This window comes from Ruegeria sp. BF7, assembly GCF_056538605.1.
This window is the reverse complement of sequence record NZ_JBQFTM010000005.1, coordinates 117,519-144,014: the sequence shown is the minus strand read 5'-3', so window position 1 is coordinate 144,014 and position 26,496 is coordinate 117,519. Positions and strand designations below refer to the sequence as shown.

Here is a 26,496-nt window from a genome sequence, read left to right as displayed (position 1 = left end):
GCTCCGAAACGGTTAACGAAGGGTTAACACAACCATAGCATGTGTGGTGTTTTTTAGCCTATTCACTGGTTTCTACTCCCCAAAAAAAGCGAAGCTAGAATCGCTAACTCACTGAAAAGAATAAACCTATTCAAAAAATGGCGGCGCCCGCGAACCGATAAGTCGATTCGCGGGCGCCAGAGATTTATTTGCGTGCGATTCAACCGCGAGCGTCCAGAACCTCTTCCAGAGTGCGCATTCCGGTCTGCGGCGCCTGAACCAGGACCGACATGTTGCCCGGCTTATGCTCGTTGCGCAGCATCTTCATGTGCGCCTCGGGCAGATCATTCCAGGTGAACACTTCCGACATGCAGGGGTCCAGACGGCGCTCGACCATCAGCTGGTTGGCTGCCGCGGCCTGTTTCAGATGCGCAAAGTGCGATCCTTGCAGGCGCTTCTGGTGCATCCACATGTAGCGGACGTCGAATGTCAGGTTATAGCCGGTGGTACCGGCACAGATCACAACCATGCCGCCCTTTTTCACCACGAAGGTCGAGACCGGAAAAGTGCTTTCACCCGGGTGTTCGAACACCATGTCCACGTTCACACCTTTGCCGGTGATATCCCAGATGGCTTTGCCGAACTTACGAGCCTCTTTGAACCACTCAGCATATTCCGGTGTGTTCACCGTCGGCAGTTGGCCCCAACAGTTGAAGTCCTTGCGGTTCAGAACGCCTTTGGCACCCAGCCCCATGACGAAATCGCGCTTGCTTTCATCCGAGATCACACCGATCGCATTTGCGCCTGCAGTGTTGATCAACTGGATCGCGTAGGAGCCCAGACCGCCCGAAGCGCCCCAAACCAGAACATTCTGGCCCGGCTTCAGATCGTGCGGCTCGTGACCGAACAGCATCCGGTAGGCAGTTGCCAGCGTCAACGTGTAGCAGGCGCTTTCTTCCCAGGTCAGGTGCTTGGGACGCGGCATCAGCTGCTGAGCCTGAACGTTGGTGAACTGCGCAAACGATCCGTCCGGCGTCTCATAACCCCAGATCCGCTGGCTGTCCGAATACATCGGGTCACCGCCGTTGCAGTGTTCGTCGTCTCCATCGTCCTGATTGCAATGGATGACGACCTCGTCGCCGACTTTCCAGCGGGTCACTTTCGAACCCACCGCCCAGACGATGCCCGACGCATCCGAACCAGCAATGTGATATGGAGCCTTGTGTCCGTCAAACGGCGAGATCGGCTTGCCCAGCGAAGCCCAGACGCCGTTGTAGTTCACACCTGCAGCCATCACCAGCACCAGCACCTCGTGGCTGTCCAGTTCGGGAACGTCCACCACTTCCTGCACCATCGCGGTGTCCGGCTCGCCGTGGCGTTCTTTGCGGATCGCCCATGCGTACATTTTTTTGGGCACAAACCCCATCGGAGGGATTTCACCCATCTCATAGAGGTCTTTTTCCGGCGCGTCGTAAGACGCGATACCGCTGTCGGTGTCCAGAGCCATGTTGGCCTCCTTTATTCCAAATCATTGCCGCGATGCAGAATCGCGCGCTCTAAACGATGAGATATTGGTCAGAGAGAAATATTGCAACATATTTTGAGTGTATTTTGTAATTTTATGACCCAGCAGGTGCAGAAACTTCTTTTGCGGATGCAGCAAAAGCTGTTTTCGCGTCCAATGGCGCTGAAGCCGCGTAGTAGTCTAGCAGGTCAACCCTTTGACCTGAAACGGATATTTTCCCGTACTCACGTTTAAGAATGCGGCGATCGACTAATTGTTGGATCGCAGCCTCGATTTCCGCGCGCTCCAACGGCGTGGAGAAACCGTTACGACGCATTAGCCGGTCGATCAGTTGCACTGCGTCAACTTCGGAGATCTCGCCCATCTCGCGCGTAAGCCAGCACACCGCAGGCCCCGGAACCAGAGGAATCGCCGCCCCGATACCTGCCATAAGATCACGGGCCAGGTCCGTCATCAGGTTGGTTTCATGTTCCGCGCGGAACGCTTGAAGAGAGACCGGTCGCCCGTACCGAACCGAGGCCACGCCGAATCGCTGATAGCGCCCGATCATCCGCCGCCCGATCTGCTTGAGTATCCACCACGTGATCACCCCGATCCGGGCGCGAAACCGGCGTTCGTTGCCCAGGGCGGCCTTGGTCAGAATCGTATCCTCGAGCACCCGGTCATAGTTCAGGGCAACCGGCACAAACACAACGTCGCGCCCTTCGGGCACCGTTGCGTCAATGATGTATTTCAGCAACCCGAGCTTTGGTCGCCCAAGCGCACCGGTCAGGCTGAGACCACCCTCGGGAAACATCGCCTGCGTTACTCCGGCCTCAGTCGCGTGGCGCACGTAACAGGCCAACACTTGCCGATACAACTCACTGCCCGATTTACGACGAATAAAGTAAGCGCCCATCGCCCGGATCAGCCGGCTGAGCGGCCAGACCCGCGCCCATTCGCCTACGGCATAGGACAAGGCCGATTGTGGCGCCGCCAGATAGGTGACCAGCACATAATCCATATTGCTGCGGTGGTTCATGACGAATACAACCGTTGCATCGGGGTCGATGTCACTGATTGCCTTCTCATCCACATAGCTGAGCCGGACATTATAGAAGGCATTGCTCAGCATGCGCGCCAGGCGGATGGCGATGCTAAAATAGGCCACCGCGGAAAAGGACGGAACGATCTCGCGGGCATAGCGGCGGGCCGTTTCAAAGGCCACGGCCTCGGGAACACGTTCCTCGCGTGCAAAATTCTGAACCGCCTGCCCGACCTGCGGGTCATAGATCAGTCGCTGAATCATGTCGTGCCGATGCGCCAGCTTGAACGGTTGAATCGGTCGCTGCAGGCGTTTGTTCAGGCGTTTGACCGCCCGCTCAAGCCGGCGGCGAAAAAACCAGCGCACCGAAGGAAACAAGAAGTGCGAGGCCAGAGTGACCGCGGCAAATACCAGGATCAGCAAAAACAGCCAAAGCGGAAGTTCCACGGTCTGAGTCATAGGCGCACCCTGCCACCAAACTGGGACACCTACAATCTGAAGAACCAAGTATGCCGCGACGCAGCGAATTGACATATCCCGAAAATTGCGCTTTAGAACGCTTGAACGTAATTTTCTTGCCCACGCAAAGCACGAGGCCCCATTATGACGCAGACGCAGAAAGATCGCCCCTGGCTCATCCGAACCTATGCCGGTCATTCCACCGCCAAGGCGTCGAACGCGCTGTATCGTGGCAACCTAGCCAAGGGTCAGACGGGTCTGTCTGTAGCCTTCGATCTGCCGACTCAGACCGGGTATGACAGCGACCATACTTTGGCTCGCGGAGAGGTGGGCAAAGTGGGCGTTCCCATCAGCCATCTGGGCGACATGCGGGTTCTTTTCGATCAGATTCCGCTGGAGCAGATGAACACCTCGATGACGATCAACGCCACGGCCCCTTGGCTGCTGGCGCTGTACATCGCTGTGGCCGAGGAACAAGGCGCGGATGTCGCGAAACTGCAGGGCACCGTTCAGAACGACCTGATCAAGGAATACCTGAGCCGTGGTACCTATGTTTGCCCACCAAAACCGTCGCTGAAGATGATCGCGGATGTAGCCGAGTACTGCTATACCAACGTGCCCAAATGGAACCCGATGAACGTGTGTTCCTATCACCTGCAAGAGGCAGGTGCGACGCCCGAGCAGGAGCTGGCTTACGCGCTGGCCACCGCCATCGCCGTACTGGACGAGTTGCGCCCCCGCGTCCCGGCAGAGGATTTCCCGGCGCTTTGCGGCCGGATTTCGTTCTTCGTGAACGCCGGTATCCGCTTTGTCACCGAGATGTGCAAGATGCGCGCTTTTGTTGATCTGTGGGATGAGATTCTGAAGGACCGCTACGGCGTCGAAGACCCTAAATTCCGCCGCTTCCGCTATGGGGTGCAGGTGAACTCGCTGGGCCTGACCGAGCAGCAGCCGGAAAACAACGTCTACCGCATCCTGATCGAGATGCTGGCCGTGACCCTGTCGAAAAAGGCGCGCGCCCGCGCAGTGCAGCTGCCCGCATGGAACGAGGCGCTTGGCCTGCCGCGCCCTTGGGATCAGCAATGGTCGATGCGGATGCAGCAGATTCTGGCCTACGAGACAGACCTGCTGGAATACGGCGACCTGTTTGACGGCAACCCGGCAGTGGATGCCAAAGTCGAAGAGTTGAAAGCCGGCGCGCGGGCCGAATTGGCCAACCTGGATTCGATGGGTGGTGCGGTTGCTTCGATCGAATACATGAAATCGCGTTTGGTCGATTCGAATGCGGAACGTCTGAACCGGATCGAACGCAATGAAACCGTTGTTGTCGGCGTGAACAAATGGACCGAGGGTGAGCCCTCGCCGCTGCAAACTGAAGATGGCGGCATCATGGTCGTCGATCCGGCCGTGGAACAGGAACAGATTGCACGGCTGAACGAGTGGCGGTCCGAACGTGACGACGCGGCCGTTTTGGCGGCTCTGTCCGCGTTGCGCGAAGCGGCGCAGACCGGGGCCAATGTCATGGAGCCGTCGATTGCCGCCGCAAAGGCCGGCGTCACCACCGGCGAATGGGCCGAGGAAATGCGCAAGGTCTACGGCACCTATCGCGGCCCGACCGGCGTGTCCGGTTCCGTGTCGAACAAGACCGAAGGTCTGGACGACCTGCGCGCCGCCGTTGATGCGGTCAGCGACAAATTGGGGCGCCGACTGAAATTTCTGGTCGGGAAACCGGGTCTGGACGGCCACTCCAACGGCGCCGAACAGATCGCCTTTCGTGCCCGCGATTGCGGTATGGATATCAGCTATGAGGGTATCCGCCTGACACCCGAGGAAATCATCGCCGCCGCGATCGAGGACAAGGCCCACGTAATTGGCCTGTCGATCCTGTCCGGCAGCCATATCCCGCTTGTGCAAGACGTCATGACGCGCCTGCGCGAGGCCGGTTTGGACGGTGTTCCCGTGATCGTCGGGGGGATCATTCCCGATGACGATGCTGCAAAACTCACGGCAATGGGTGTGTCCAAGATCTATACGCCCAAGAATTTCGAGCTAAATGCAATTATGGGCGATATTGTGACTCTGGTCGATCCGCAGAACATTGCGGCCCAGTAACGGCCGCGATTTTGTTTTTATCTCCAAATCCATTGCCTTTAAGTAAGGGATGGATAAAACCCCGATTTCAACTTACGGTAGGCTATTACGCCTATTCGTGGTGTATTTCGAAATGGAGAAAGAAATGGCGATCAGCCTTGAGAAAATGTCACGCAAAGAACTGCTGGAATTGCGTGATCAGGTGGAAACTGCCCTAAAAAGCGCGGAAAAGCGCGAGCGTATTGCGGCGCTGAAAGCCGCAGAAAAAGCCGCCGCTGAATTTGGGTTCTCTCTTTCGGAACTCTCAGCAGGCGCAGCAAAGTCGACCAAAAGCCCAAAATCCAACGCGAAATACAAAAACCCTGCCAACCCTGACCAGACGTGGTCCGGTCGCGGACGCAAACCGCAATGGGTTCACGATGCACTGAATGCCGGCGCTGATATTTCGGATTTGGAAATCTGACGGGAATTGGATCAGAGATGACAATTCATATTGGTGCCGAAAAAGGTGAAATCGCTGAAACCGTTTTAATGCCCGGCGATCCGTATCGGGCGAAATGGGCCGCAGAGTCGTTTTTGCAGGATGCAAAACTCGTTAATAACGTGCGCGGCATGCTGGGTTATACCGGTACCTGGAAAGGGAACCCGGTTACAATTCAAGGCAGCGGGATGGGAATGCCGTCCCTGTCGATCTATGCCAATGAACTGATCCACGATTATGGTGCCAAAACTTTGATCCGGATCGGTTCGTGCGGCGGGATGCAGGACAGCGTCAAAATCCGCGATGTGATCCTGGCGATGACATCGACCACCCTCAGCACGCCATCGCGCGGCATCCTGAAAGAGTTGAACTTTGCGCCCTGCGCCGATTGGGGCTTGCTGCAGGCTGCAGCCAAAGCTGCCGAAGCCAAAGGCACACCCACCCATGTTGGCGGGATTTATTCTTCCGATGTCTTCTATGACGAACGCCCCGATCTGAACGAACAGATGGTGCGGCACGGCATCCTGGGTGTCGAGATGGAAGCCGCCGAGCTGTACATTCTGGCCGCACGCCACAACTGCCGGGCGCTTGCCGTCCTGACCGTGTCCGATCATCTTCTGACGGGTGAGGCTCTGCCCTCGTCGGAACGCGAAAGCAGCTTCGGCGAAATGGTTGAGATTGCCCTGCAGGCGGCTTTTCCGGACACTGCATAAACAAAAAACAGGGCGCGACATCGCCCTGTTGTTTTACTGTTTGCCCTGCAGGCAGTCTGTCGGGGCGTTTTCCCCGTCTTGCCGCGCCCCACAATAGGCGCAAATCCAGACACCTTCTTTTCGGTGCTGCCGCCATCGGCAATCGCGTGTCAGAGAGGAGGTCCGTGACCGCCAGACGAAGTAGGCGAACACGCCAGCGGCCAGTAAAAGCAAAAGAATGGGCATGCTTATGCATTGCCCAATCTCTGCGTGAATTCAAGCGTCAGGCGGCGTTCGCGTATTCGAACAGCTCTGGTTCGTGCTGCTCTTGAGACACGAGCGCAGGTTCAGGAGTGTAGTAGGCCCAGGCCTGTTCCAACAAAGCCAGAGCTTCGGCTGCTTTGGTGTTTTCTGCTTTTTGTTCTTGCATCGGAGCGATCCCGTTTCGGTTCCATCACTCCTCCCTGCAGGCAGGATAGACCTGAACAGAACGGTTTGCATTGCATAGTATTGCAATCTCGCCATGCACTCGCCGCAATGCAGCAAGTGCTGACTATTAGGCGTCGCTTAAACTCCGCGATCGATCATCATCTTCTTGATCTCGGCAATTGCCTTGGCCGGGTTCAGACCTTTCGGGCAGGTTTTGGCGCAGTTCATGATCGTGTGGCAGCGATACAGTTTGAACGGATCTTCCAGCTCATCCAGACGCTCTCCTGTGGCCTCATCGCGGCTATCGATGATCCAGCGATAGGCGTGCAGCAGTGCGGCCGGCCCAAGATAACGGTCGCCGTTCCACCAGTAGCTCGGGCACGAGGTCGAGCAGCTGGCGCACATCACGCATTCATAGAGACCGTCCAGTTTCTTGCGGTCTTCGATAGACTGCTTCCACTCTTTCGCGGGACGGTTTGTCTTGGTTTCCAACCACGGCATGATCGAGGCGTGCTGGGCGTAGAAATGCGTCAAGTCGGGGATCAGGTCCTTGACCACCGGCATATGCGGCAGCGGGTAGATTTTCACGTCGCCCTTGATCTCATCCATGCCATAGATACAGGCCAGCGTGTTGATGCCGTCGATATTCATCGCGCAGGACCCGCAGATGCCCTCGCGGCAGGACCGGCGGAAAGTCAGCGTCGGGTCGATCTCATTCTTGATCTTGATCAGCGCGTCCAGAACCATCGGGCCGCAGCTGTCCATATCAACGAAATAAGTGTCGAGCTGCGGGTTTTTGCCGTCTTCCGGGTTCCAGCGGTAAATCTGGAACTTCCGAACATTGGTCGCGCCTTCCGGCTTGGGCCAGGTTTTGCCCGTCGTGATGCGCGAATTCTTGGGGAGGGTCAGTTGTACCATTAGTTCCTCTCCTTAGAACGTCCGCGCCTTGGGCGCGATTTTCTTGAGGCTGATGCCGCCTTCGTCTTCGGTGGTCAGCGGATCAACGATGACCGGGCGATAGCTGAGGTCTACCTTGTTGCCCTCAACGCGCGACACGGTGTGGACACGCCAGTTCTCGTCATCACGCTCGGTGAAGTCCTCATGTGCGTGCGCACCACGGGACTCCTTACGAGCCTCGGCACCGACGATGGTGGCCAGAGCGCTCGGCATCAGGTTGGTCAGTTCCAGCGTTTCCATCAGGTCACTGTTCCAGACCAGAGAGCGGTCGGTGACTTTCAAGTCGTCCATCTTGGCGGCGATTGCCGTCATCTTCTCAACACCCTCGGCCATGGTCTTGGCGGTCCGGAACACGGCCGCGTCTTCTTGCATGGTCCGCTGCATCTCAAGCCGCAGATCGGCGGTCGGGATTGCACCGTTGGCGTTGCGAACCGCGTCGAACCGGTCAAACGCCTTGTCCACCGAAGCCTGGTTCAGAACTGGGTTCGGTGCCTTGGCGTCAACAACCTCACCCGCCCGGATCGCGGCCGCGCGGCCGAACACCACAAGGTCGATCAGCGAGTTCGAACCCAGACGGTTCGCGCCGTGGACCGAGGCACACCCGGCCTCACCCACAGCCATCAGGCCTGGTACGACGCCGGTTGGGTTATCAGCGGTGGGATTCAGTACCTCACCCCAATAGTTGGTCGGAATACCGCCCATGTTATAGTGCACGGTCGGCAGAACCGGGATTGGTTCCTTGGTGACGTCGACACCGGCAAAAACGCGCGCCGATTCCGAAATCCCGGGCAGACGTTCGGCCAGTGCCTCAGCGGGCAGGTGGCTGAGGTTCAGGTGGATGTGATCGCCATTGTCGCCATGTCCACGACCTTCGCGGATTTCCATGGTCATCGAGCGCGAGACATAGTCGCGGGGCGCGAGGTCCTTGTACTGGGGCGCATAACGCTCCATGAACCGCTCGCCTTCCGAGTTCGTCAGGTATCCACCCTCGCCGCGTGCGCCCTCAGTGATCAGGCAACCAGAGCCGTAGATGCCGGTCGGGTGAAACTGAACGAATTCCATATCCTGGAGCGCCAGACCTGCGCGGGCCACCATCCCGCCACCGTCACCGGTGCAGGTATGGGCCGAGGTCGCGCTGAAATAGGCCCGGCCATAACCACCGGTCGCCAGTACAACCATCTTGGCGTTGAAAACATGCATCGTGCCATCGTCGAGCTTCCAGCAGACAACACCCTGACATTGCCCATCCTCGGACATGATCAGGTCGATGGCGAAATACTCGATGTAGAACTCGGCATTGTTTTTCAGTGATTGACCGTACAGCGTGTGCAGGATCGCGTGGCCAGTCCGGTCAGCGGCGGCACAGGTTCGCTGCACGGCGGGACCTTCGCCAAATTCTGTGGTGTGGCCACCAAAGGGACGCTGATAGATTTTGCCTTCTTCAGTCCGGCTGAAGGGCACGCCATAGTGCTCCAGCTCGTAAACCGCCTTGGGTGCCTCACGCGCGAGATACTCCATCGCGTCGGTATCGCCCAGCCAGTCCGAGCCCTTAACGGTGTCATACATGTGCCACTGCCAGTGGTCCGGGCCCATGTTGGAAAGCGATGCGGCGATACCACCCTGCGCCGCAACCGTGTGCGAGCGGGTCGGGAAAACCTTGGTGACACAAGCCGTACGCAGGCCTTGTTCCGCCATGCCCAACGTCGCCCGCAGACCTGCACCACCAGCGCCTACGACAACGACGTCGTATTCGTGGGTTTCATATTCATATGCTGCTGTCATTGTTCTTGTTCCTTACCGCGCATCATCACAGGGCCAGCTTGACCAGGGCAAACAGCCCGGCCGCCATCAGCGTGTAACCCAGGGCCCACATTGCAGCGAGAGAGACTTTCTCCATGACGCCGTGCACATAGTCCTCAATCGCTTCCTGCGCCTCGTACATCAGTTGCAGCAGCCCCACGATCAGCGTGAGCGCCGTGACAAGAGCCGGGAACGGACGGCTGAAATAGGTCACGACTTCTTCGTGGGTTCCGCCAATGCCAGCGCCGAAGGTGAAGATGAAGATCGGCACCAATACGGTCAGGATCATCGCCCGAACCATTGTCCGCCAATGAGTGAGTGTGCCGGATTTCCCTGCGCCCAGACCCTGCGCGCGCTTGCGGTCAGTCAGATATCGCATGTGCCGTCTCCTTAAACCACAAGCACGGTGATCAGGGTCAGGACGGTCGCACCAACGAACATGCCCAGCCCCAGTTTCTCGGCGGTCTCGATGTCAAGGCAATAGCCGAAATCCCAGAGCACGTGCCGCAGGCGGCCCAGAGTGTGATACCACAACCCCCAAGTCGCAGCCGTCAGGATGAGGTCGCCGAACCAGCTGCGTAGAAACCCGTCGATCCCCGCAAATGCGCTTTCCGACGTCGACGCGGCCAGCAGCCACCAGACAACCAGAATTGCAACGGCGAACACCCCGATCCCGGTCAAACGAACCATGATCGAAGACAGAGACGTCATCTGGGGGCGATATATCATAATATGTGGCGAGAGCGGGCGGTTGCCCCGATTGACATCGGCCATGTCGGCTCCTCTTTCGTTGGCTACCAGTCGTTTTACTCGTTTTTGCCAATCTGTCACGTGCTGCGTGCGCAAAAACAGGTAAAATGGGGACAAAACCGCAGATTTCGGGAAATTGTGATCACACAAAATAATACTGTGATCACAAAACTTATACAGTCAAATCAATGTTAGCGTCCCAAGGTTGCGATCATTGTGATCACGAATCTGTAGCACTCACTTTAAAGCGGCGGATTGCTGCGTCACTTCGCGTAAAAGCTTTTTCCGGATCCGTTCGGGATAGTCAGCAAAACCGGAGGCCGAGACGACAAACGCCCCTTCGCCAACAATGACGTTTTCAAAGAAATAGGCGGTCAGGTCGGGCTCGCTTTCCTCGATTGCGATTGCGTTGACCGTGACCCCCCGATTGCGTAACACGCCGTGCAACTCGGTCGGCTCGACCCCTTCGTTGGACACTCCGTCGCCCGAAATGTCGATCAGATGCCGCGTGCACTCGGACACGTCGTCAAAGCTGGATAGCGTCATCTCAAGCGCCTCACCTATTGCGGTCGAAAAATTGCGCCAGACCCGGGGGTCGGCAGCCACCTGATCGGCAAACCGTTCGAGCGTGTCGAAACTGTCGATCCGGGTCCACGGGATCGTCACCTTCTGGCGCGATGCTCCGGTCCACTGCACCAGCATCAACTGCGCTTGCCCGCGAACCAGCGCCTCGGACACGAGGGGGTCACGCAAACCTGCGGCCAGCCCGTCCATCTGAATGCGGTATTCGCTTGTATCGACCGACCCGGACACATCCACCGCCAAAGCCAGCGCAAGATCGCAGGCCAGCGCGGGCGGGGTCAGGAACAGGCAGGCAGCTAGTGAGCGGAACAGGACCATGACCGCAGCCTAGCATGAATGTCGCAGGCTGCGATCAAATGAATGTGGGGCGACCTCAGATAGGCATCAGCGCCCAATAGTCCAGATCTAGCAGCACCTCGGGCTTGTACCGCCCATCTTCACCCTTCAGTTCGAACGGCGCACCACCCTTGGTGGCGACCAGTCGCAGTCGGATGGCGCCCACACCAGGCACACCGGTTTCGGCCTTGTCCAGAACCTCGGACCAAGCCTTGATCGTGTCGCCCGAGAAGCACGGGTTGGCATGTGCGCCACCATTCAGACCAACGATCATCTGCGCATTGGCCAGACCGTTGAACGACAGCGCCCGCGCCATCGAGATCACATGCCCGCCATAGATCAACCGACCATCCGGGCGGAAGGTCAGGTCAAAATGCACTTTGGCCGTGTTTTGCCACAGGCGGGTGGCCAACATGTGCTCGGCCTCTTCGACGGTCACACCATCAACGTGGTCGATGGTTTCACCGATCTCGTAATCGCCCCAGCGATGGGCTTCCCCGGATTGAACAAAATCATAGTTCAAAAAATCGAGTCCCTCAGGCACAACCAGATCGCCCGGCTCCAGCGCCTTTTTCAGGTCCGGCACCACTGCTTCGGGCGCGGGGGCGTCGATATTCGCTTTGCGCACCATCACCCAGCGCACGTATTCGATCACAACTTCGTCGCGCTGGTTCAGGCCGCGTGTGCGCACCCAGACCACGCCGGTCTTGCCGTTTGAGTTCTGCTTGACCCCGATCACTTCAGACTCGGATCGCAGCGTATCACCGGAATAGACCGGCTTCAGCCAGCGGCCCTCGGCATAACCCAGATTGGCAACCGCGTTCAGCGAGATATCGGGAACGGTCTTGCCAAACACAACGTGGAACGCCGCCAGATCGTCAATCGGGCTTTGCGGCAGGCCACTGGCCCGGGCGAACTCGTCCGAGGAATAAAGCGCATGTCGCGCGGGGTAGAGCGCGTGATACAACGCCCGTTCACCGTCGGTTACGGTGCGCGGCACTGCGTGGTGCAGCACCTGCCCAACGGAGTAGTCCTCGAAAAAGCGGCCCGGATTGGTTTTTGCCATTATTGCTGTCCCAGTTTCATTTCGGCAGAATAGTCGGCCTTGACTTCTTTGGTCACGGCCTGCGCACAACGCATGACGCTGTTGGCGGCGTCATAGGCATAAGAGGGGTCGCCATATAGTTCCCACCCTTTTGCCAGCGCATCCGACACCTTGTGGCAGAAGGCGGAAGTGTCTTCTTCGGTCAACAGACGATAGAGTTTTGCCAATTTGTCTGCTCCTTATGACGGGAACGGCGATGGGCCGACCAGTCCGTGAATGTAACCGATGATCCCGAACAGCACGATCGAAGCCACAAAGAACATCGCGTCCTTGCCGTAGGTGCCGGGCTCCGCCGGGGTCCACTCGGGTTCGGCGCGGTTGATCACGACCACTTCAACCATGGCCCATAGAAACAGACCACCGAACAGGATAATCGAGGCCAGATCGCCATTCACAAGCAAATGTGCAAAGGCCCAGGCACGGAAACCGGCCAGCATCGGGTGGCGCATCTTGTTCAGCAGGCGCCCTTTCTGACCAGCGGGGCTCATCATGTAGATAGCAATCAGCACCAGTAGGTTGTTTATGTGGATCATGAAGGACGGCGGCGACCAGACATGGATGAAGTCGGTCATGCGATAGCCGAAGATCATCAGCAATATCGCTACGACCAGCGCCAGCGCCACTGCGCCTTTGCCACCATTGCCCATGGCCGCGCGCTGCGCCGGCATCACGCGCTTGAACAGATGGGCGGCCCACCAAAGCGCCACCCCAAGAATCAGAAGAACAAAGCCCATGCTGGCTTACCCCGCTTGCAAAGCTGAAATCGCCTCCGCTTTTGCCAGAATTTCGCGGGCAGTTACAACATGCAGGTTTTCAACGATTTTGCCATCGACGACAGCAACACCCTGCCCTTGCGACTCAACCTCTTCAAAAGCCGCAATCTGGCGGCGGGCCAGGTCGATTTCGGTATCCGACGGGGCATAGGCCGCATTGGTGATATCCACCTGTGCAGGATGGATCAGGGTTTTGCCGTCAAAACCCATGTCACGGCCCTGTTCGCATTCGGCGGCCAGACCCTCGCCATCCTTGAAGGCATTATAGACACCGTCGACAATGATCAGACCCTCAGCCTTTGCAGCCAGCAAGCACAGACCCAGAGAGGTCATCATCGGCAGGCGATCCGGGCGGAAACGAGTCTGCAACTCCTTGGCCAAGTCGTTGGTGCCCATGACGAACCCGGCCATCAATGGGTGCGCCGCGATTTCGGCAGCGTTCAGCATGCCGCGCGGAGTCTCCATCATCGCCCAGATCGGCATGTCGCCAGTAATCGCAGCCAACGCTTCCACATCAGCGGCAGAATTCACCTTTGGCAGCAGCACCACATCAGCATCCATCTCACGCACCGCTTCGGCATCGGCGCGACCCCATTTGGTGTCCAACCCGTTGATGCGGACGATCTTGACCCGCGAGCCGTAGCCCCCGGCCGCCAAGGCAGTTTTGAGTGTTTCGCGGGCGTTTGCCTTTTCATCTGCCGAAACTGCATCTTCGAGGTCAAATATGATCGCATCCACCGGCAAGTTACGCGCCTTATCCAGCGCCCGGTCACGCGAGCCGGGAATATACAGAACGGAACGATAGGGGCGCTGACGGGGGTCCATTGGCCTCTCCCTTTGAAAGATTGTTGCGCGGAATGGGCCATTTTTTGCCGGAAAGTTCAAGAGGAAAATTGCCGCAACGCAGCATACGTGACGCAACGCGCGGAGTTTTAACCAGATTTCTGCGCCCCACCCGCACCCTGATTGCAGATGGAATCAAAAGGGGTGAGTGATGAAAAAGACGCTTTTCAAAATGACGATGGGCCTTGGGCTCATGGTCCTGGCCGCGCAACAGGTTCAGGCCCGCACCTGCGCCCCGCGCGAAGACGTGGTGAAACGGCTGGTCGGGGCCTATGGCGAGACACGCCGCGGCATCGGCATTGCACGGCAGGGTGCGATGATGGAGGTCTATGCCTCGGATCAGACCGGAAGCTGGACCATAACGGTGACACTGCCGGATGGAATGACTTGCCTGATCGCGACCGGCCAAGCCTATGAGCAGATGGCCGAGGCGCTGCCCCGCAACGTCTAGGTCAGCGCGTCCCAGATCAGTTTGCTGCCGGTAATAGTCAGCAGTACATACGCTATGCCAAAGAACAGGCGCTCGGACAGCATGAAATGAGCCCGGACGCCCAGCCACGCACCTAGGATTGCAAATGGGGTCAGCAGAAGATCCGCCAACGCCGTGTGCCAGGTAAACAGGCCCAAATAGGCGTAGGGGATGAACTTCGCGCCGTTGATGACCCAAAAGACCAATACGGTCGAGGCCTGGAACTCGGTTTTCGACAGGCGCTGAGACAGCAGATAGACGGCGGCGGGTGGACCGCCTGCGTGACTGACAAAACTGGTGAAGCCCGCGACCAGACCCGCGAACAACCCGGCGGGGGCAGGCAGGCGATTGGCAAAACCGCGGATCAGACCTTTGCTTTGCGCCATGTGCCAGATCACGAAACCGACCGAAATCCCGCCAATCAGCAGGCGCAGCAGGTCGTCATTTGTTGCACGATAAAGCCATGCACCCAGTGCGACACCCGGTACGGCACCCAATATCAGCAGCCGTGAATCCGGCCAGTTCCAACGTTTCCAGTACGGTCCCAGAGTGGTCACATCGATCACCATCAGTATCGGCAACATCAGCGCCAACGCCTGCCCGGGCGTGAGGATCAGGGCCAGAATCGACGACGACGCAAAGGCCACGCCCGAGCCGAACCCACCCTTCGAGATACCGGCAAAGATCACCGCCGGGATTGCCACAGCAAAAAACATCAGGTTCAATTCGAACATGCGGCATCCCGGAAATAGGCTTGTCTAACAGGCCGTTTAGCGCAATCACCAAGTACAGTGCAAACAGTATGCGGTTGTATGCCACGCTGCATAACCCTTGCGCGAAAACCATTTACCGACTAGCACAACCGCGATTTCAAAACCGACCGGAGATATTCCAAATGGCCAGACCCAAGATCGCGCTGATCGGCGCAGGTCAGATCGGCGGCACGCTCGCCCACCTCGCAGCAATGAAGGAACTTGGTGACGTCGTCCTGTTCGACATCGCCGAAGGCATCCCGGAAGGCAAAGCGCTGGACATCGCTGAGTCCGGTCCTTCGGAAGGGTTCGACGCCAAATTGAAAGGCACCCAGTCCTACGAAGACATCGCAGGCGCAGACGTCTGCATCGTGACCGCCGGTGTGCCGCGCAAGCCGGGCATGAGCCGCGACGACCTGCTGGGCATCAACCTGAAGGTCATGAAATCGGTCGGTGAAGGCATCGCCGCCAACGCGCCTGACGCGTTTGTCATCTGCATCACCAACCCGCTGGACGCGATGGTCTGGGCTCTGCGCGAATTCTCGGGCCTGCCGCACAACAAGGTCTGCGGTATGGCGGGCGTTCTGGACTCGGGCCGTTTCGCTCATTTCCTGTCGGAAGAATTTAACGTGTCGATGCGCGACGTGACCGCATTCGTTTTGGGCGGCCACGGCGACACCATGGTGCCGTCGGTTCGTTACTCAACCGTCGCCGGTATCCCGCTGCCTGATCTTGTCGAGATGGGCTGGACAACACAAGAGAAGCTGGACGCGATCGTGCAGCGCACCCGTGACGGCGGCGCCGAGATCGTCGGCCTGCTGAAAACCGGTTCGGCCTTCTATGCGCCTGCAACTTCGGCAATCGAAATGGCCGAAGCCTATCTGAAAGACCAGAAGCGCGTTCTGCCCTGCGCCGCCTATTGCAACGGCGAACTGGGCGTTGAAGGCATGTATGTGGGCGTGCCCACCGTGATCGGCGCGGGCGGCATCGAGCGTGTCGTCGACATCAAGCTGAACGAAGAAGAGCAGGCCGGTTTCGACAACTCGGTCAACGCCGTGAAGGGCCTGATCGAAGCGTGCAAGGGCATCGACAGCTCGCTGGCTTGACGATACACGCATTGATCGTAAGGTTAAACGCGTCGGGGCAACTCGGCGCGTTTTTCTATTACAGGCCATATACTTATGAAGAAACTGCTTTTGATCGCCCTGTTGGGCATCGCCACTGGCACTGCCGCCCAAACGACCCTACCGACATTGACGCAACGTCTGGAAACAGCCCACGAAGGGTCGTTCGAGCGCGGAACGCTTGAGACGCTGCGCGCAGTGGAAGTTCTGCTGCAGACCCAATACCAATATGGGATAGGTCGTGGGTTTGGCCGGGTTTTTGGAATGGGACGCGGCGGATTCGCCAACCCCGAGCCGGAAAGCCGTACACCGTCAACCTTTGCCGAGATGATTCAGGCCTTCGCCGCAAACCTCGATTTGGCCCGTGGGACACTGGCGCAGACGAACCCCGAGACAGCAAAACCGTTCGAGCTGGTGGTGACCGATCTGTGGCTCGACATCAACCGCAACGGGTCCTTGGACGAAGGTGAGAGTGTTTCGAACCTGTTGGTTCAATTTGCTGTGCCCCGCACTGCGCGTCCCGACAAAGGTGAGGCCGTCGCGCCCATCACCGTACGCTTCGACGGGGCCGATCATGCATGGCTGACGGCGTATACCTACATGCTGTCGGGCGTGGCCGAGGGCATTCTGGCCTTTGACCCTTCACCCATTTTTGCCGACTTGCTATTTGCCGAGGCCATGTTGGCGGATGCGCCAACAATTCCCAACACCTATGTTGTTGATGCGATCGTTCTAAAGATCGCGGCATTGGAAGTTGAACGGAATGATCTGCGGACACTCCAGGTTCAACAGAGGGAAGCGCTTGAACAGTTGCGCGAGCGGCAGCGTGAATTGGATGAGCAAATCAGAGCGCTGCCCGAAGGAGAAGAGCGGACCGAATTGGAACTGCAGCGGGAAGACGTATCGGAGCAAACCAGCATTGTTTTTGATGCGCGCCAAAGAGCCATGCGACAACATGGACTGATACGCCGAGAGATCCGAGCGCATGAGAGCAAGCTTCCAGCGGAAGTATTTGCCGATGACTCCAATGAACTCAGCTTCCACAACATAGAACGGCAGATGAATCGTATAGTTCGCGATTCAATACCGGACGAAACACGCAACGCAGTTTACGCGTTGATCAAAGCACTGGACTCCGAACCCGACCCCGTAAGAATTGCACGCGCGAGGGATCACTGGCTGAACATGCTGGCGCAAAACCACATATTCTGGGATGCGTTGGCGCGTGAAACGGATAATGACCGCGAGTGGATTGCGAACCCGAACCAAAAAAGTGCATTGGGCATAACACTGGACGACCAAACGATTCGGGCCTGGAAGAGCGTTCTGGACGACGCGCAGGCCGTTTTGGAAGGCCGCCTTCTGGCCCCGCATCCGTTCTTGCCCGCAGAGTACGGGATAGACGTCTCGGCCTGGTTCGACGATCCTGCACCGATTGATCTACTATCCTGGCTTCACGGACGGGCCGCCATACCTTATGCCGCCAAGGGCCCCAAGATAACCAATGCAAACTGGCTGGCTTTCCAGCGGATGACACAAGGTAACGCCGGAAGTTTCGCGCTTTATTTCAACTGACGCGCTGCCCGCCCCGGGATTTCGTCAATTAGATTCGAATCGATAAAAAAGTTTTGTGATCACACCCCAAAAAACTGTGATCACAAAAGTGAAAAATCTCCACTAAAAACTGCTTTGGCATAAAAAAACCCTTTATAGATGCCCCCTAGGCACCTCTATAACGGTGTAATCGTAGTCAGACGGGACAGTTTCGATGAACATTCACGAATATCAGGCCAAAGCTCTTCTTCGCAGCTATGGCGCTCCGGTCTCCGAAGGTCGCGCAGTTCTGCGCGCCGAGGAAGCCAAAACCGCAGCCGGTGAACTGGATGGCCCCCTGTGGGTTGTCAAAGCACAGATCCACGCGGGTGGCCGCGGCAAGGGTTCTTTCAAAGAGGCCGACGCCGGTGAAAAGGGCGGTGTCCGTCTGACCAAGTCGGTAGAAGAAGCCGCCGAAGAAGCCAAGAAGATGCTGGGCCGCACACTGGTCACCCATCAGACCGGCCCGGCAGGCAAGCAGGTCAACCGCATCTATATCGAGGCCGGTTCCGGCATTGAACGCGAACTGTATCTGGCTCTGCTGGTGGATCGCCAGACCAGCCGCATCTCGTTCGTCTGTTCCACCGAAGGCGGCATGGACATCGAAGAGGTGGCGGCCGCCACGCCCGAGAAAATCCTGTCCTTCTCGGTCGACCCTGCCACCGGCTATCAGCCCTATCATGGCCGTCGCATCGCCTTCTCGCTGGGTCTGGAAGGCGCGCAGGTCAAGCAATGCGTCAAGCTGATGGGTCAGCTCTATAACGCCTTCGTCGAGAAGGACATGGAGATGCTGGAGATCAACCCGCTGATCATCTCGGACAAGGGCGATCTGAAAGTGCTTGACGCCAAGGTCGGCTTTGACGGAAACGCGGTTTACCGCCACCCCGACATCGCCGAACTGCGCGACACGACCGAGGAAGATCCCAAGGAACTGGAAGCCTCCAAGTACGACCTGAACTACATCGCGCTGGATGGTGAGATCGGGTGCATGGTGAACGGTGCCGGTCTGGCGATGGCCACCATGGACATCATCAAGCTGTACGGTGCCGAGCCTGCCAACTTCCTCGACGTGGGCGGCGGTGCCACCAAAGAGAAAGTGACCGAGGCGTTCAAGATCATCACCTCGGACCCGCAGGTCAAAGGCATTCTGGTCAACATCTTCGGCGGCATCATGCGCTGTGACGTCATCGCCGAGGGCGTTGTCGCCGCGGTGAAAGAGGTTGGCCTGCAAGTTCCGCTGGTCGTGCGTCTGGAAGGCACGAATGTCGAGAAAGGCAAAGAGATCATCAACACCTCTGGCCTAGACGTGATCGCGGCGGACAACCTGAAAGACGGTGCCGAGAAGATCGTGAAGGCGGTTAAGGGTTAAGCTGTGAAGTTTAGTTCAAAAGCTGTTGCGTTGGCGTGTGCCGTGGCCTTGTCAGGTTGCGGTGCGCCCTCAACGGATAGATTTGCTGCGAAGTCTTTTGCATTCTCAGAGACAAACCAACCTGTTCAGGTGTTCTCCGAGGCTTGCCTAAAAACGCTTCCGAATTTCGACACGTTCTCAACCGCGGTTCAAAAACAAGGTTTGAAGCCTACGACTCCAATGGCTGGCAACCCCGCATTCATGGCCCCGGGCGAGAAGTTGTTGGCTACAAGTGTGATCGAAGAAGGTGACAAGTCGACATGCGCCGTAGTCTTTCTTGGTGCCGATAACAGTAAGGAAATCGGGGATCTCTTTCTTCAGGAGGCTTCAAAACGAACCGGAGGTGAACCCCAGGATCATCTTCCCAGAGGCCAGTATAACTACGTGTACCAACTCAAAAATGGGAGCGTATTGGTCTACGAGGCTAAAAAAAAGCGCGATCACGTTCGCCATTTTGTCTTCGTGACAAAACCAGTCTCCCGAAAGGAAGTTGCAAGTTACGTCTACAACTGACGCCTAAGTGAATAGCGGGGCTGTCTCTGCTTTCAGAAACGAGTTTCAGCAGATTCTTTCTGCTTAAAAAAAAGGAGAACGCCAAATGGCAGTCCTCATCGACGAAAATACCAAAGTGATCTGTCAGGGCTTTACCGGCTCGCAGGGCACATTCCACTCTGAACAGGCCATCGCCTATGGCACCAAGATGGTCGGCGGCGTGACCCCCGGCAAAGGCGGGATGACCCATCTTGATCTGCCCGTGTTCAACTCGGTCCACGAGGCCAAGCATGTAACCGAAGCCAACGCCTCGGTGATTTATGTTCCGCCGCCCTTCGCGGCTGACTCGATCCTCGAAGCCATTGATGCCGAGATGGAAGTGATCGTCTGCATCACCGAAGGCATCCCGGTTCTGGACATGATGAAAGTGAAGCGCGCGCTGGAAGGCAGCAAATCGCGCCTGATCGGCCCGAACTGCCCCGGTGTCATCACGCCCGACGCCTGCAAGATCGGCATCATGCCCGGCCACATCCACAAGCGCGGCAGCGTGGGTGTTGTGTCCCGTTCGGGCACCCTGACCTATGAGGCCGTCAAACAGACCACCGATGTGGGTCTGGGCCAGTCCACCTGTGTGGGCATCGGCGGCGACCCGATCAAAGGCACCGAGCATATCGACGTGCTGGAATGGTTCCTGGCCGATGACGAGACCGAGTCGATCATCATGATCGGTGAGATCGGTGGCTCGGCCGAGGAAGAAGCCGCGCAGTTCCTGGCGGATGAGGCCAAGAAGGGCCGCAAAAAGCCGACCGCCGGTTTCATTGCAGGCCGCACGGCCCCTCCGGGCCGCCGCATGGGCCACGCAGGCGCGATTGTCGCCGGCGGCAAGGGCGGTGCCGAAGACAAGATCGAAGCCATGCGCTCAGCTGGTATCGTCGTGGCCGAAAGCCCGGCGCAGCTGGGTGAGGCTGTGCTGGAAGCGATTGGGTAAGCGCGATGGCGCACCAAGGCATACGCTACACGAGGCGGGGAGAGAAATCTCCTCGCTTTAAGCATGTCTTGGCCCTTGTATTTGGCGGCCTGCTTTCGATGTGTGCAGGTGTTGCAAGCGCATCCCCTGAGTTCACAAAGCCAACACAGGACATAATTGACCTCTGTACTTGGTCGTCTAAGAGTCGCGCGTCGATTGCTCAAGAATTCACCGAACGCGGATGGAAAAAGTTCCGTGCGCCCTATCCCGAAGCACTTGCTTCGCTTTTGGCCGATGGCGGACTCTTCCGTGCCCTAATTGATGAGAGATACAACTTTTTCGGTCTGGATACAGAAACTGGCATTATTCCCGACATGATTGAGCATCTGGACACCATATCCGATGTCTCACAGCGCGGTGTCTATGATGCGTTCTGGTGGGATGGAGACACCCGCGCGTTTTTGATGATCCATGACAAGGGCGGGAATAGAAAACTTGGCGAAGACCTTGGATGCCGCTTCTTTAGTTCTTCTTTGCAAGATGCAACATTGGTTTCTGATGCAGTTTATCAATACCCGGGTGACGAGCACAAAGTATCTCTTGGTCCGGCTCGAACTGTGAGTGCGACGACGATTGGAGACGAGCTACACAAACCGCTTTCTGGTGCTGCTAGTGTTCTTGTGAAGCTGGGCGTTTTTGTTGATCGCCCGATTCTGGAACCTCAAGTAGGCATGGGGCCTGCGAGAGTGCAGTTTTTTTGGTTTGAACGTTCCGAATTCGAAGAGCAATATTCGAGAAAACCCAATGCGGCATTGGCATTAGAAATCTCTCGGCGAAATGAGGAAGCCAAGCCATGACCTTCTCTGACGCCATCCGCACCTGCTTCTCCAAGTTCTTCACCTTCTCGGGTCGCGCCTCGCGGCCCGAATACTGGTTCTTTTTCCTGTTCATCGTGATCTGGAACATTATCGCCGGGATCATCGACTGGCAGTTCTTCACTCAGGTCGCCACGACGCAGACCGATGAAGTCAAACAAGTCACCGCCACGTCCTCTGCGCCCGTGCAGAGCATCGTCGGCCTGGTCGTCTTTTTCCCGCATCTGGCCGCCGCGTGGCGGCGGATGCATGATACCGGGCGCAGCGGGCTTTACGCTCTGTTGCCGATCCTGCTGATCGTCGGGGCCGCTGGTGTTCTGATCTTTGGCATCGGCCTTGCGTCCAGCTTCCAGCATGGCGGCAACCTGGACATCCTGTTCACCCGCGCCACTTTGCTGGTCGTCCTTCCGACACTTTTCGTTCTGTTTGTGTCGCCCCTCCTGGTGCTGTGGTGGCTGACCCGCCCGTCTCAACCAGGCACCAACCAATACGGTCCCAACCCATATGAGGTAGCCCAATGACCGAACATACGCCCAATTCCGCGTTCCACGCCTCGAGCTTTATGCAGGGGCACAATGCCGAGTATCTGGAGCAGCTTTATGCCCAGTACACCAAGAACCCCGGTGCGGTAGATGCCGCTTGGGCCGAGTTCTTCAAGGCCATGGGTGACGCTTCTCCGGACGTTCAGAAAGAGGCCGAAGGGCCGTCCTGGGCGCGCACCGACTGGCCGCCGATGCCAGCAGATGATCTGACCGGCGCGCTGACTGGTGAATGGGCCGAGATCGACGCCAAAGCCGCTGGCAAGAAGATCAAGGACAAGGCTGCGGACAAGGGCGTTGAGGTCAGCGAAGACCAGATCAAACGTGCGGTTCTGGACAGCTTGCGGGCGCTGATGCTGATCCGAGCCTATCGGATCCGGGGCCATCTGGCCGCCAATCTGGACCCGCTGGGGATGCGCGCCGCCAGCACACACCCCGAGCTGGACCCCAAGACCTATGGCTTTACCGAAGCCGACATGGACCGGCCGATCTTTATCGACAACGTGCTGGGCTTACAGATGGCCAGTATGCGCCAGATCGTCGAGATCGTGAAGCGGACCTATTGCGGCACGTTTGCGCTGCAATACATGCATATCTCGGATCCCGAACAGGCCGCATGGCTGAAAGAGCGGATCGAAGGCTATGGCAAGGAAATCGCCTTCACCAAGGAAGGCCGCAAGGCGATCCTGAACAAGATGGTCGAGGCCGAAGGTTTCGAGAAGTTCCTGCACGTCAAATATATGGGCACCAAGCGGTTCGGTCTGGACGGCGGTGAAGCGCTGATCCCCGCGATGGAGCAGATCATCAAGCGGGGCGGCGCCCTGGGGATCAAGGACATCGTCATCGGGATGCCACACCGGGGCCGTTTGAACATCCTCGCCAATGTGATGAGCAAGCCCTATCGCGCGATCTTCAACGAATTCCAGGGTGGCAGCTTCAAGCCCGAGGATGTGGACGGGTCAGGCGACGTAAAATACCACCTTGGCGCGTCCAGCGACCGCGAATTTGACGGCAATAGCGTGCACCTATCTCTGACTGCGAACCCCTCGCACCTTGAGGCGGTGAACCCGGTGGTTCTGGGCAAGGTCCGCGCCAAGCAGGATCAGCTGAACGACACTGACCGTACCGCGGTGATGGGCATCCTGCTGCATGGCGACGCGGCCTTTGCCGGCCAAGGTGTTGTGGCCGAAGGCTTCGGCCTGTCGGGTTTGCGCGGTCACAAGACCGGCGGCACCATGCATATCGTGGTCAACAACCAGATCGGCTTCACCACCGCGCCGCACTTCTCGCGCTCCAGCCCGTATCCGACCGATATCGCGCTGATGGTCGAGGCGCCGATCTTCCACGTGAACGGCGACGACCCCGAGGCCGTGGTCCACGCCGCCAAGGTAGCGACCGAGTTCCGCCAGAAATTCCACAAGGACGTGGTCATCGACATCTTCTGCTATCGCCGGTTCGGTCACAACGAGGGCGACGAGCCCATGTTCACCAACCCGATCATGTACAAGAAGATCAAGACCCATAAGACCACGCTGTCGCTGTACACCGAACGTCTGGTCAAGGATGGCCTGATTCCGGAAGGTGAGATCGAGGACATGAAAGCCGCCTTCCAAGCGCATCTGAACGATGAGTTCGAGGCCGGCAAGGACTACAAGCCCAACAAGGCCGACTGGCTGGACGGGCGCTGGTCGCATCTGGACAAGAACAAAGAAGAATACGTGCGCGGCGAAACCGCGATCACGCCTGACACTCTGGCCGAGATCGGCAAGGCTCTGACGCACGCGCCTGAGGACGTTGCCTTGCACAAGACTGTGGGTCGTCTGCTGGATCACAAGAAACAGATGTTCGACAACGGAAAGGGCTTTGACTGGGCGACCGGTGAAGCGCTGGCCTTTGGCTCTTTGCTGACCGAAGGCTTCCCGGTTCGCCTGTCCGGTCAGGACGCGACACGCGGCACGTTCAGCCAACGCCACTCGGGCTTTGTGCACCAGGAAAACGAAGAGCGGTATTACCCGCTGAACAACATCCGTACCGGTCAGTCGAAATACGACGTGATCGACTCGATGCTGTCGGAATACGCGGTTCTGGGCTTCGAATACGGCTATTCGCTGGCAGAACCCAACGCGCTGACCCTGTGGGAAGCACAGTTTGGTGATTTCGCCAACGGCGCGCAGATCATGTTCGACCAGTTCATCAGCTCGGGCGAAAGCAAATGGCTGCGGATGTCCGGCCTAGTGACTCTGCTGCCGCACGGTTTCGAAGGGCAGGGCCCCGAGCATAGTTCGGCGCGTCTGGAACGTTTCCTGCAAATGTGCGGTCAGGACAACTGGATCGTGGCGAACTGTACTACGCCCGCGAACTATTTCCACATCCTGCGCCGGCAGTTGCACCGGACCTTCCGCAAGCCGTTGATCCTGGTGACGCCGAAATCGCTGCTGCGTCACAAGCTGGCGGTCAGCACCGCCGAAGAGTTCACCACCGGCTCCAGCTTTCACCGGGTGCTGTGGGACGATGCGCAGCAGGGCAACTCCGAGACTAAGCTGGTCAAGGACAACAAGATCAAACGTGTCGTGATGTGTTCCGGCAAGGTCTATTACGACCTGCTGGAAGAGCGTGACGCACGCGGCATTGACGATGTCTACCTGATGCGGATCGAACAGTACTACCCGTTCCCGGCGCATTCGCTGATTAACGAGCTTGAGCGCTTCAAGGGGGCCGAGATCATCTGGTGTCAGGAAGAACCCAAGAACCAAGGTGCCTGGACATTTATCGAACCCAATATCGAATGGGTTCTGACCCGTATTAAGGCCAAACATACCCGGCCCCGCTATGTCGGTCGCGCAACTTCGGCCTCGCCCGCCACGGGTCTGGCCAGCCAACACAAAGCCCAACAAGAGGCGCTCGTGAACGAAGCGCTGAGCATCGAAGGAAAGTAAACGATGACCATTGAAGTTCGTGTTCCCACGCTTGGCGAATCCGTCACCGAAGCCACGGTTGCGACGTGGTTCAAGAAACCCGGTGATGCCGTAGCCGTGGATGAGATGCTCTGTGAGCTTGAAACCGACAAGGTGACCGTCGAAGTGCCTTCGCCCACGGCGGGTGTGATGGGCGAGATCGTAGCTGCCGAGGGTGAAACCGTTGGCGTCGATGCCCTGCTAGCAACAATCGCTGCAGGTGAAGGCGCCGCCCCGGCCCCTGCACCAACTGCGACCCCCGCAGCCGAGGCCGCCCCGGCCGCTGGTGCAGGCAGCGTCGACGTCATGGTTCCTACCTTGGGCGAGTCGGTTACCGAGGCCACCGTATCCACCTGGTTCAAACAGGTTGGCGATGCCGTCGCGCAGGACGAAATGCTTTGTGAGTTGGAAACCGACAAGGTCTCGGTCGAGGTCCCTTCCCCGACCGCTGGCGTTCTGGCGGAAATCGTGGCCCCCGAAGGCACCACCGTGGACGCGTCGGCCAAGCTGGCGGTGATCTCGGGTGAAGGTACCGTTGCAGCCCCTGCCGCTGTTCCGGCCGCTGCCGGCGCCCCAGCGACGGTGGCCACGGGCATGGACGTGGCCAATGCGCCCTCGGCCGAAAAAGCGATGGCCGAAGCCGGTCTGTCCGCCGATCAGGTCTCCGGCACCGGTCGCGATGGCCGCATTATGAAAGAGGACGTAGCCCGCGCCGTGGCAACCGCAGCCGCACCGGCTCCTGCTGCGGCCCCGGCCCCTGCGCCTGCACCACGCGCGCCAGTAGCGGCCGAGGATGCATCTCGCGAGGAACGCGTGCGCATGACTCGCCTGCGCCAGACCATCGCAAAGCGCCTGAAGGACGCGCAAAACACCGCTGCGATCCTGACCACCTTCAACGAGGTGGACATGACCGAGGTGATGGCTCTGCGCAACCAATACAAGGACCAGTTCGAGAAGAAGCACGGCGTGCGTCTGGGCTTTATGTCTTTCTTCACCAAGGCCTGCTGCCATGCTCTGAAGGAAGTGCCCGAGGTGAACGCCGAGATCGATGGCACCGACATCGTTTACAAGAACTTCGTGCACATGGGGGTTGCCGCCGGTACGCCTCAAGGTCTGGTTGTTCCAGTCATCCGTGACGCCGACAGCATGTCCTTTGCCGCGATCGAAAAAGCCATCGCCGAAAAGGGCAAGCGCGCCCGTGACGGTAAGCTTTCGATGGCCGAAATGCAGGGCGGCACCTTCACCATCTCGAACGGTGGTGTCTACGGCTCTCTGATGTCGTCGCCGATCCTGAACCCCCCGCAGTCGGGTATTCTGGGCATGCACAAGATCCAAGACCGTCCGATGGTCATCAACGGTGAGATCAAGATCCGCCCGATGATGTATCTGGCTCTGTCCTACGATCACCGGATCGTTGATGGCAAAGGCGCCGTGACCTTCCTTGTACGTGTAAAAGAGGCGCTGGAAGATCCGCGCCGCCTGCTGATGGATCTGTAA

At 58.1% G+C, this 26,496-nt stretch carries 26 protein-coding genes; 13 read left to right on the top strand and 13 right to left on the bottom strand.

Going from position 1 to position 26,496, the window contains the following annotated elements; translation table 11 throughout:
- Positions 1-199: 199 nt before the first annotated feature.
- Positions 200-1,486 carry a crotonyl-CoA carboxylase/reductase gene (ccrA, locus tag ACR0IK_RS13200; RefSeq protein ID WP_480592861.1) on the bottom strand — a complete coding sequence of 429 codons (1,287 nt, stop codon included), beginning with the start codon at positions 1,484-1,486 and terminating at the stop codon, positions 200-202.
- A gap of 112 nt (positions 1,487-1,598) precedes the next feature.
- Complete coding sequence (locus tag ACR0IK_RS13195) at positions 1,599-2,987, bottom strand: 1-acyl-sn-glycerol-3-phosphate acyltransferase (protein ID WP_480641811.1); 1,389 nt, start codon at positions 2,985-2,987, stop codon at positions 1,599-1,601.
- 144 nt (positions 2,988-3,131) lie between these two features.
- Here ACR0IK_RS13195 and ACR0IK_RS13190 point away from each other — a divergent pair, with 144 nt between their 5' ends.
- From ACR0IK_RS13190 to deoD, 3 genes are all read left to right on the top strand, one after another.
- Complete coding sequence (locus tag ACR0IK_RS13190) at positions 3,132-5,099, top strand: methylmalonyl-CoA mutase family protein (RefSeq protein WP_480592857.1); 1,968 nt, start codon at positions 3,132-3,134, stop codon at positions 5,097-5,099.
- Between the two features lie 124 nt (positions 5,100-5,223).
- Entirely contained in the window at positions 5,224-5,541 is a 318-nt protein-coding gene (locus tag ACR0IK_RS13185; RefSeq protein WP_480592855.1) for an H-NS histone family protein, read from the top strand.
- Positions 5,542-5,558: 17 nt separating this feature from the next.
- Positions 5,559-6,272, top strand: a complete 714-nt coding sequence (gene deoD / locus ACR0IK_RS13180; protein ID WP_480641810.1) for a purine-nucleoside phosphorylase — start codon at positions 5,559-5,561, stop codon at positions 6,270-6,272.
- Positions 6,273-6,534: 262 nt separating this feature from the next.
- On the opposite strand, the gene ACR0IK_RS13175 is transcribed toward deoD, so the two are convergent.
- The 10 genes from ACR0IK_RS13175 to ACR0IK_RS13130 all read right to left on the bottom strand — a co-directional run bounded on the left by ACR0IK_RS13175 (position 6,535) and on the right by ACR0IK_RS13130 (position 13,808).
- Positions 6,535-6,681, bottom strand: coding sequence for a hypothetical protein (locus ACR0IK_RS13175; protein WP_480592851.1), 147 nt, complete (start codon positions 6,679-6,681; stop codon positions 6,535-6,537).
- 137 nt (positions 6,682-6,818) lie between these two features.
- Positions 6,819-7,598: a succinate dehydrogenase iron-sulfur subunit gene (locus ACR0IK_RS13170; RefSeq protein ID WP_421597218.1), complete on the bottom strand. Its 780-nt coding sequence runs from the start codon at positions 7,596-7,598 to the stop codon at positions 6,819-6,821.
- Between the two features lie 12 nt (positions 7,599-7,610).
- Positions 7,611-9,419 (bottom strand): succinate dehydrogenase flavoprotein subunit, encoded by a 1,809-nt coding sequence (gene sdhA, locus ACR0IK_RS13165; protein WP_480592847.1) that lies wholly within the window; start codon positions 9,417-9,419, stop codon positions 7,611-7,613.
- 25 nt (positions 9,420-9,444) lie between these two features.
- Positions 9,445-9,816 carry a succinate dehydrogenase, hydrophobic membrane anchor protein gene (locus ACR0IK_RS13160; protein WP_480641809.1) on the bottom strand — a complete coding sequence of 124 codons (372 nt, stop codon included), beginning with the start codon at positions 9,814-9,816 and terminating at the stop codon, positions 9,445-9,447.
- An 11-nt stretch (positions 9,817-9,827) separates the two neighbouring features.
- Positions 9,828-10,211, bottom strand: coding sequence for a succinate dehydrogenase, cytochrome b556 subunit (sdhC, locus tag ACR0IK_RS13155; protein ID WP_480592843.1), 384 nt, complete (start codon positions 10,209-10,211; stop codon positions 9,828-9,830).
- A gap of 213 nt (positions 10,212-10,424) precedes the next feature.
- On the bottom strand, positions 10,425-11,087 hold the full coding sequence (locus ACR0IK_RS13150) for a DUF1194 domain-containing protein (RefSeq protein WP_480641808.1): 663 nt from the start codon (positions 11,085-11,087) through the stop codon (positions 10,425-10,427).
- Between the two features lie 55 nt (positions 11,088-11,142).
- Positions 11,143-12,171, bottom strand: a complete 1,029-nt coding sequence (locus ACR0IK_RS13145) for a MaoC family dehydratase (RefSeq protein WP_480592838.1) — start codon at positions 12,169-12,171, stop codon at positions 11,143-11,145.
- A complete protein-coding gene (locus ACR0IK_RS13140; RefSeq protein ID WP_480592836.1) occupies positions 12,171-12,377 on the bottom strand; it encodes a DUF1737 domain-containing protein in 207 nt (68 codons plus the stop codon). The genes ACR0IK_RS13145 and ACR0IK_RS13140 overlap by 1 nt, the downstream gene beginning before the upstream one ends.
- Before the next feature lie 12 nt (positions 12,378-12,389).
- Positions 12,390-12,944, bottom strand: coding sequence for an NnrU family protein (locus ACR0IK_RS13135; RefSeq protein WP_480641807.1), 555 nt, complete (start codon positions 12,942-12,944; stop codon positions 12,390-12,392).
- 6 nt (positions 12,945-12,950) lie between these two features.
- On the bottom strand, positions 12,951-13,808 hold the full coding sequence (locus ACR0IK_RS13130) for an HpcH/HpaI aldolase/citrate lyase family protein (RefSeq protein ID WP_480592833.1): 858 nt from the start codon (positions 13,806-13,808) through the stop codon (positions 12,951-12,953).
- Positions 13,809-13,977: 169 nt separating this feature from the next.
- On the opposite strand from ACR0IK_RS13130, the gene ACR0IK_RS13125 reads away from it, so the two are divergent.
- Positions 13,978-14,277 carry a hypothetical protein gene (locus ACR0IK_RS13125; RefSeq protein WP_480641806.1) on the top strand — a complete coding sequence of 100 codons (300 nt, stop codon included), beginning with the start codon at positions 13,978-13,980 and terminating at the stop codon, positions 14,275-14,277.
- On the opposite strand, the gene ACR0IK_RS13120 is transcribed toward ACR0IK_RS13125, so the two are convergent.
- Positions 14,274-15,029, bottom strand: a complete 756-nt coding sequence (locus ACR0IK_RS13120) for a sulfite exporter TauE/SafE family protein (protein WP_480641805.1) — start codon at positions 15,027-15,029, stop codon at positions 14,274-14,276. The genes ACR0IK_RS13125 and ACR0IK_RS13120 overlap by 4 nt on opposite strands.
- 161 nt (positions 15,030-15,190) lie before the next feature.
- Here ACR0IK_RS13120 and mdh point away from each other — a divergent pair, with 161 nt between their 5' ends.
- From mdh to odhB, 9 genes are all read left to right on the top strand, one after another.
- Entirely contained in the window at positions 15,191-16,153 is a 963-nt protein-coding gene (gene mdh, locus ACR0IK_RS13115) for a malate dehydrogenase (protein ID WP_480592827.1), read from the top strand.
- A gap of 75 nt (positions 16,154-16,228) precedes the next feature.
- On the top strand, positions 16,229-17,746 hold the full coding sequence (locus ACR0IK_RS13110) for a hypothetical protein (protein ID WP_480641804.1): 1,518 nt from the start codon (positions 16,229-16,231) through the stop codon (positions 17,744-17,746).
- A 193-nt stretch (positions 17,747-17,939) separates the two neighbouring features.
- Positions 17,940-19,133 (top strand): ADP-forming succinate--CoA ligase subunit beta, encoded by a 1,194-nt coding sequence (gene sucC, locus ACR0IK_RS13105; RefSeq protein WP_170402721.1) that lies wholly within the window; start codon positions 17,940-17,942, stop codon positions 19,131-19,133.
- Positions 19,134-19,136: 3 nt separating this feature from the next.
- On the top strand, positions 19,137-19,685 hold the full coding sequence (locus ACR0IK_RS13100; RefSeq protein WP_480641803.1) for a hypothetical protein: 549 nt from the start codon (positions 19,137-19,139) through the stop codon (positions 19,683-19,685).
- 85 nt (positions 19,686-19,770) lie between these two features.
- Positions 19,771-20,652: a succinate--CoA ligase subunit alpha gene (gene sucD, locus ACR0IK_RS13095; protein WP_058278790.1), complete on the top strand. Its 882-nt coding sequence runs from the start codon at positions 19,771-19,773 to the stop codon at positions 20,650-20,652.
- A 5-nt stretch (positions 20,653-20,657) separates the two neighbouring features.
- The gene (locus tag ACR0IK_RS13090; protein WP_480641802.1) at positions 20,658-21,488 is read left to right on the top strand and encodes a hypothetical protein; all 831 of its coding nucleotides are present in this window, start codon (positions 20,658-20,660) and stop codon (positions 21,486-21,488) included.
- Positions 21,485-22,027: a DUF805 domain-containing protein gene (locus tag ACR0IK_RS13085; protein WP_480641801.1), complete on the top strand. Its 543-nt coding sequence runs from the start codon at positions 21,485-21,487 to the stop codon at positions 22,025-22,027. Before ACR0IK_RS13090 ends, ACR0IK_RS13085 begins: the two co-directional genes overlap by 4 nt.
- A complete protein-coding gene (locus ACR0IK_RS13080) occupies positions 22,024-24,981 on the top strand; it encodes a 2-oxoglutarate dehydrogenase E1 component (RefSeq protein ID WP_480641800.1) in 2,958 nt (985 codons plus the stop codon). The genes ACR0IK_RS13085 and ACR0IK_RS13080 overlap by 4 nt, the downstream gene beginning before the upstream one ends.
- 3 nt (positions 24,982-24,984) lie before the next feature.
- On the top strand, positions 24,985-26,496 hold the full coding sequence (gene odhB, locus ACR0IK_RS13075) for a 2-oxoglutarate dehydrogenase complex dihydrolipoyllysine-residue succinyltransferase (RefSeq protein ID WP_480641799.1): 1,512 nt from the start codon (positions 24,985-24,987) through the stop codon (positions 26,494-26,496).

Excerpts from the sequence above, each read along its gene's own strand:
- sucD (WP_058278790.1), top strand. The coding sequence starts at position 19,771 with ATGGCAGTCCTCATCGACGAAAATACCAAAGTGATCTGTCAGGGCTTT.
- ccrA (WP_480592861.1), bottom strand. The coding sequence starts at position 1,486 with ATGGCTCTGGACACCGACAGCGGTATCGCGTCTTACGACGCGCCGGAA.
- odhB (WP_480641799.1), top strand. The coding sequence starts at position 24,985 with ATGACCATTGAAGTTCGTGTTCCCACGCTTGGCGAATCCGTCACCGAA.
- deoD (WP_480641810.1), top strand. The coding sequence starts at position 5,559 with ATGACAATTCATATTGGTGCCGAAAAAGGTGAAATCGCTGAAACCGTT.
- ACR0IK_RS13170 (WP_421597218.1), bottom strand. The coding sequence starts at position 7,598 with ATGGTACAACTGACCCTCCCCAAGAATTCGCGCATCACGACGGGCAAA.
- sucC (WP_170402721.1), top strand. The coding sequence starts at position 17,940 with ATGAACATTCACGAATATCAGGCCAAAGCTCTTCTTCGCAGCTATGGC.
- ACR0IK_RS13120 (WP_480641805.1), bottom strand. The coding sequence starts at position 15,029 with ATGTTCGAATTGAACCTGATGTTTTTTGCTGTGGCAATCCCGGCGGTG.
- ACR0IK_RS13185 (WP_480592855.1), top strand. The coding sequence starts at position 5,224 with ATGGCGATCAGCCTTGAGAAAATGTCACGCAAAGAACTGCTGGAATTG.
- ACR0IK_RS13130 (WP_480592833.1), bottom strand. The coding sequence starts at position 13,808 with ATGGACCCCCGTCAGCGCCCCTATCGTTCCGTTCTGTATATTCCCGGC.
- sdhA (WP_480592847.1), bottom strand. The coding sequence starts at position 9,419 with ATGACAGCAGCATATGAATATGAAACCCACGAATACGACGTCGTTGTC.
- ACR0IK_RS13080 (WP_480641800.1), top strand. The coding sequence starts at position 22,024 with ATGACCGAACATACGCCCAATTCCGCGTTCCACGCCTCGAGCTTTATG.
- mdh (WP_480592827.1), top strand. The coding sequence starts at position 15,191 with ATGGCCAGACCCAAGATCGCGCTGATCGGCGCAGGTCAGATCGGCGGC.
- ACR0IK_RS13150 (WP_480641808.1), bottom strand. The coding sequence starts at position 11,087 with ATGGTCCTGTTCCGCTCACTAGCTGCCTGCCTGTTCCTGACCCCGCCC.
- ACR0IK_RS13195 (WP_480641811.1), bottom strand. The coding sequence starts at position 2,987 with ATGACTCAGACCGTGGAACTTCCGCTTTGGCTGTTTTTGCTGATCCTG.
- ACR0IK_RS13145 (WP_480592838.1), bottom strand. The coding sequence starts at position 12,171 with ATGGCAAAAACCAATCCGGGCCGCTTTTTCGAGGACTACTCCGTTGGG.
- ACR0IK_RS13190 (WP_480592857.1), top strand. The coding sequence starts at position 3,132 with ATGACGCAGACGCAGAAAGATCGCCCCTGGCTCATCCGAACCTATGCC.
- ACR0IK_RS13125 (WP_480641806.1), top strand. The coding sequence starts at position 13,978 with ATGAAAAAGACGCTTTTCAAAATGACGATGGGCCTTGGGCTCATGGTC.
- ACR0IK_RS13085 (WP_480641801.1), top strand. The coding sequence starts at position 21,485 with ATGACCTTCTCTGACGCCATCCGCACCTGCTTCTCCAAGTTCTTCACC.
- ACR0IK_RS13135 (WP_480641807.1), bottom strand. The coding sequence starts at position 12,944 with ATGGGCTTTGTTCTTCTGATTCTTGGGGTGGCGCTTTGGTGGGCCGCC.
- ACR0IK_RS13110 (WP_480641804.1), top strand. The coding sequence starts at position 16,229 with ATGAAGAAACTGCTTTTGATCGCCCTGTTGGGCATCGCCACTGGCACT.
- ACR0IK_RS13090 (WP_480641802.1), top strand. The coding sequence starts at position 20,658 with ATGGCGCACCAAGGCATACGCTACACGAGGCGGGGAGAGAAATCTCCT.
- ACR0IK_RS13175 (WP_480592851.1), bottom strand. The coding sequence starts at position 6,681 with ATGCAAGAACAAAAAGCAGAAAACACCAAAGCAGCCGAAGCTCTGGCT.
- ACR0IK_RS13160 (WP_480641809.1), bottom strand. The coding sequence starts at position 9,816 with ATGCGATATCTGACTGACCGCAAGCGCGCGCAGGGTCTGGGCGCAGGG.
- sdhC (WP_480592843.1), bottom strand. The coding sequence starts at position 10,211 with ATGGCCGATGTCAATCGGGGCAACCGCCCGCTCTCGCCACATATTATG.